Source organism: Acidisphaera sp. L21 (assembly GCF_009765685.1).
Taxonomy (GTDB): Bacteria; Pseudomonadota; Alphaproteobacteria; order Acetobacterales; family Acetobacteraceae; genus LMUY01.
The window spans coordinates 130,687-135,291 of sequence record NZ_LMUY01000114.1; the positions used below are offsets into that span (position 1 = coordinate 130,687).

General features: G+C 62.0%; 5 protein-coding genes, 1 pseudogene and 1 riboswitch. Of the genes and pseudogenes, 1 reads left to right on the forward strand and 5 read right to left on the reverse strand.

What is annotated here, in order from left to right:
* The 4 genes from GSQ76_RS22485 to thiO form a co-directional block, all read right to left on the reverse strand.
* Positions 1-608 (reverse strand): SDR family NAD(P)-dependent oxidoreductase (locus GSQ76_RS22485; protein ID WP_216851224.1); only part of this gene is annotated, 608 nt, incomplete at its 3' end.
* 1,404 nt (positions 609-2,012) lie between these two features.
* Complete coding sequence (locus GSQ76_RS22490) at positions 2,013-2,780, reverse strand: thiazole synthase (RefSeq protein WP_158746349.1); 768 nt, start codon at positions 2,778-2,780, stop codon at positions 2,013-2,015.
* Between the two features lie 3 nt (positions 2,781-2,783).
* The gene (gene thiS, locus GSQ76_RS22495) at positions 2,784-2,981 is read right to left on the reverse strand and encodes a sulfur carrier protein ThiS (protein WP_158746350.1); all 198 of its coding nucleotides are present in this window, start codon (positions 2,979-2,981) and stop codon (positions 2,784-2,786) included.
* Positions 2,962-3,960 carry a glycine oxidase ThiO gene (gene thiO / locus GSQ76_RS22500; RefSeq protein WP_158746351.1) on the reverse strand — a complete coding sequence of 333 codons (999 nt, stop codon included), beginning with the start codon at positions 3,958-3,960 and terminating at the stop codon, positions 2,962-2,964. Before thiO ends, thiS begins: the two co-directional genes overlap by 20 nt.
* A riboswitch (TPP riboswitch) is annotated at positions 3,955-4,075 on the reverse strand. It overlaps the preceding gene by 6 nt.
* Before the next feature lie 76 nt (positions 4,076-4,151).
* On the opposite strand from thiO, the pseudogene GSQ76_RS32840 reads away from it, so the two are divergent.
* Positions 4,152-4,322 (forward strand): annotated as a pseudogene (locus tag GSQ76_RS32840) (ISL3 family transposase); the annotation flags it as partial.
* 71 nt (positions 4,323-4,393) lie between these two features.
* On the opposite strand, the gene GSQ76_RS22505 reads toward GSQ76_RS32840, so the two are convergent.
* A partial coding sequence (locus GSQ76_RS22505; RefSeq protein WP_216851226.1) for a hypothetical protein occupies positions 4,394-4,605 on the reverse strand: 212 nt, incomplete at its 5' end.

A 4,605-nucleotide genomic window follows, 5' to 3' on the forward strand; every position in this document is an offset into this window, starting at 1 on the left:
GCACGTGCCTGCTCCATTGAGCCGTGGCGCAGCACCATCCGCCGCGTCTCGACCGCACCCGGCGACAGCGAGTTAACGCGCACGTTGTCCTTCGCGTGGTCCAACGCCATGGCGCGTGCCAACTGGATGAGAGCACCTTTGGCCGCGCAATAAGACGGCCGGCCTGGCGCACCGACATGGCCCATTTGTGAGGCAATATGAATGATAGACCCGGCCCCCCCGGCTATCATCGCAGGCAACACAGCGCGGCTCATCAGATAAGCTCCCGTGACGTGAACGGCGAATACGCGGGCCCAGTCGGCCGGGTCCAGGGCGAGCACGTCGCCATCCGGGTCATCTGGCGAAGCGCCATTCACCAGCACGTCGATGCGGCCCCATACCGCGATTGCCGCCGCAGCGGCTCGCAACGTGTCGGCCTCGACGCTAACGTCGGCTGCAAGTGCCAAGCCCATCGTGTCCGGCAGGCTGGCTATAATCGTTTCTGGCGCGGCCAGATCGACACAGGCAACACGAGCGCCAGCATTCGCAAACGCCAGGGCTATGGCACCGCCGATGCCGCCGCCAGCGCCGGTGACCACGGCCACTTGGCCAATAAGAGGATTACTCATCCCGGGATTAAGAACAACTGGGGGTGGATAGGCTGGCGTAGAGCCACAGCCAGGGCACGGCCACAATCAGCGCGCGGTTGCCGGCGAAGGAAGGGCCCATGCTGTGGTTCCATGTGGTTGAGGGCGTGACGAACGGTTACGCTCGCCGGGATGGGTGTCAACATAACATGCGTGACAGCCCTGTTATCCAAGCCAGCATGTCCATCAGTTCAAAACTCGGACCAGCTAGACAGTGCACTAACGTTCTAGCGAGTTAGCACACTGGCGCGAGTTTAACGGCAGAGCGGCGGTGTGCTGAAGATGGCCATTTAGGACTGGAATGTTGGCAACGCTCTGCACGATTTGCTCCGAGAAGTGACACTATCGTTGTCTTGAAGGCTCTCCGGGCGGATTTTCTCGATGGCAAGCCGATCGGTAAGCAAGCCGTTCGACGCATGGCCGCAAACTCTGCCGATCCCGCGATCGTTATCTGCCGGCCCCTATGACGATCTACATTCGCGCGCACGATGGGTTTGTCCCCGTCATGTCCGACTTTAGCTTCGCCCCGGTTCCGGCCGCCCGACGGCCCGATCCTTGTCGCCGCGCTTACACCGGCACACGCTTTACGACGGCAAAGTTAGTAGAGCCCGCCTTTCAGCCCAAACCCTTTTGCCCACGGATGCCGTTTTGGCAGCACTACTGTCCTAAGCAACGCTTTCAGATGGCTACTCTGCGAGCATGCTGTAGGGAATGGGAGGACTTTACTACGTGGTGGCGGTAGCCCGGCGTTCGGAGCCATGCCGGCTGCATCGGAACCAGGGCACTAATGTGGGCGTCGCTGACGGATTTATATGATCGCTCGATGCTTTTGGCATCGGTCAGGCAGGCCCTCCAAATCCTAGAACCGATATGATCCGACGTGGTAATCCACGCGCGCGGTATCCTGCGCCACACGGCCTCCAGTTATGCGAGGCGGTGGTAATAGAGCGACAGATACGCCGTTTGGGGAGTGTTTGGCCTGTTCGCAGGCCTGTCGCCAAATGTGCTGCCGGTCCACCTTGGCGAAGAGGCCTACACGGGCACGCGCGCAGCGAACAGGTCATCGTACACTCGGTCTCAGGATCTAGTCACCATGCCTCGCTACGCGCGGCAATCTATAACATTTAATAGTGCGCCAGTACGATAGTGGACTTTCAAACTCGTGCGATAGGCGACTTTCCATAACGTTCGAAGACTAGGTTCAATCCAGCTTTGCGTAATCGAAAGTTCACCAAGTTTGGTTCGGCTACGATGTCGTCCCCAAAGCGCTGATGGCTGATTTGCGCACCAGCCTGGAGCCGAGTGTCGCCCGCCATTTGCCGCAGGCCCAATTGCTCTACTTCACCTGACACGCGGCACCGTCGCTAGACTGCTAAAAGGCACCCACTACAGCATTGCCATGCCAAGAACGGGTGTCGACGGCGATGCCATGTCACGCATCGGCATCGGCTCGGCTATATAGGCCTCCCGCCCAGCGGCGATTGCCTGTGCGAATGCGTGGGCCATCTGGGCGGGCTTCCCCGCCCGGGCCACGGCGGTGTTCAGCAGAATGGCGTCGTAGCCCAGCTCCATCGCTTGCGCTGCCTGGGAGGGGAGACCGATGCCTGCATCCACCACCAGCGGCACATCGGGGAAATGCGCCCGCATCATCCGCAGGCCATAGACATTGTTGAGGCCGCGGCCGGAGCCGATCGGCGCCCCCCAGGGCATGAGCACCCGACACCCAGCGTCCAGTAACCGTTCGCCGACCACTAGATCCTCGGTCGTGTAGGGGAAAACCTCGAACCCGTCTGCCGATAGGCTTCGCGCGGCTTCGACTAGACCGAAGACGTCCGGCTGCAGCGTATCGTGGTTGCCGATCACCTCGAGCTTGATCCAATTCGTCTCGAAGACCTCCCGTGCCATCTGTGCCGTGGTGATGGCCTCTCGGGCGGTGTGGCACCCGGCAGTGTTCGGGAGGACCCGCACGCCAAGATCGCGAACGAGCGACCAGAAACCCTGTCCATTGCGCTCGTTCCCGGATTCCCGGCGCAACGACACGGTCACGATCTCGGCCCCTGATTGCCGGACCGCATCAGCGAGGATGGCAGGCGAGGGGTATTGCGCGGTCCCGAGCAACAGGCGCGAACCGACGGTGACGCCGTAAAGCTCCATCGCTCAGCCCCCTTGCATCGGGGCCAGCAGTTCCAGCTGGTCCCCGTCGCGCAATATTACCTCCGCGCGGCGTCGGGCCGGCACAAATCTGCCATTGAGCGCCGTCGCGATGACGGCGCAGGTGTAACCCAGCTCGTCTAAAGCCGTGGCGAGGGTTGGCCCCGCAATGTCACGCTCTTCACTATTGACAAGGATTTTCATCCCACACCTCCGGATCTTGTATGCCATGTAGAATGTAGTCCGCGGCACGCCGGGCGAGTGCGGGGGACAGCAGGAAGCCGTGGCGAAACAGGCCATTCACCGATACGACTCCGCCGCTGCTGCGGACCCGGGGAAGATTGTCGGGAAAGGCAGGCCGCGCGTCAGCGCCCATTTCCAGGATCTCTGCCTCGGCGAAGGCAGGGTGCAGAGTGTATGCCGCGTTGAGCAACTCCACCACCGACCGTGCGGTGACCCGGTGGCGCTCCCCGCTTTCAACCATCGTGGCGCCGATCATGAAGATGCCATCGCCGCGCGGCACGATGTAGAGCGGAAAGCGCGGGTGCAACAGCCGCACGGGCCGTGACAGACAGACGCCCGGGCAGCGTAAAATGAGCATTTCGCCCTTTACCCCGCGCAGATCGCGTAGCCGGTCCGTCGCGGAGAAGCCTCGGCAGTCCACAACCGTCCCCCCAGCCAGCGTCCCCATCTCGAAAGCCGTGCCGAACTGGATCTCAACCCCCTGCCGGGTCACTGCCGCCGCAAGGGAGATAAGGGCCGCGCGGGGATCAAGATGTCCCTCCCTCGAGAAAAACAGGGCGGTTCGGAAGCGTCCGGCGAGGTCGGGCTCCAGCGCAGCGATCGCGTCCGCATCCAACAGCGCATGTTCGGTGGTTCGGCGTGCGAAGCGTTCAAGATCGGGGGTGTCGCGTGCAGGCGCGAGAACGAGGCTGCCGCGCTGCTCTGTAGCGGTATGGACAGCAGGCCAATAGGCGAGTGCCTCCTGGCCCAACCGTGTCACTAGAGGCTCGGCGCTCTCTGCCTCACACCAGGGCGCCAGCATACCACCGGCGTAGCGCGAACACGAGTTGACACCTAGGCTAGTGCCAGCTTCGACCACCGTCACAATAGCGCCACCCTTGGCGAGGGCCAACGCCGTTGTCAGCCCGGCGACACCTGCGCCTACTACCGTCACATGCACGACTACCTCCATCCCTTCGCCAGCATGACCTGGATCAGGTTCTAAGGGTCGCCACGCGCGCGGGGTCCCGCACAATGGCCTCTCAGCCCCCTCCGGGGCTCCCCTTGGTAGAATCTACGCTAGCCCGAACTCTTTGACGCGTCAAAACACAAGGTCGTTCAGGTCTGTCCGGCACCTGCCTTCGAGCGATTTTCGCGGAGAGACTGCGTCGTGACTTCTCAGCAATCCAAGCGGCCCTTGATTTACCATGGTCCACAAGTCCGGTGGAGGGCCAAATCAATCTCCTGAAAATGCTGAAGCGCACCATGTTTGGCCGAGCTGGCTTCCCGCTTCTTCGAGCTCGCGTTCTGCATGTTGCGTGACAAAAAAGAGCACGAAGTTTGCGGGAGAGCCCAGTTGCGGACGCGATTCAACAGACAGCGGCGCCCCTGCGTCAGTGGTTCACGAAGGTTATGAGTGAGCCGCCATGGGTATCGTCGGCGAGTTTGAAGTTTGCGGTGGTGTAGTTTCCGGTGAAGTTGATGGTTGCGGAGTTGGTGCCGTCGGTGGCGGTGAGGGCGCCGGCGGTGGTGTTGCCCGAGTAGGCGAGCGGCGTGGCGAGGGCGAAGTTGAGGTTGGTGATGTCGATCACGTCGCTGCCACCGA

Bases quoted from the DNA above. Each gene is read 5' to 3' on its own strand.
- GSQ76_RS22490 (WP_158746349.1), bottom strand. From the start codon at position 2,780: ATGGAGCTTTACGGCGTCACCGTCGGTTCGCGCCTGTTGCTCGGGACC.
- thiS (WP_158746350.1), bottom strand. From the start codon at position 2,981: ATGAAAATCCTTGTCAATAGTGAAGAGCGTGACATTGCGGGGCCAACC.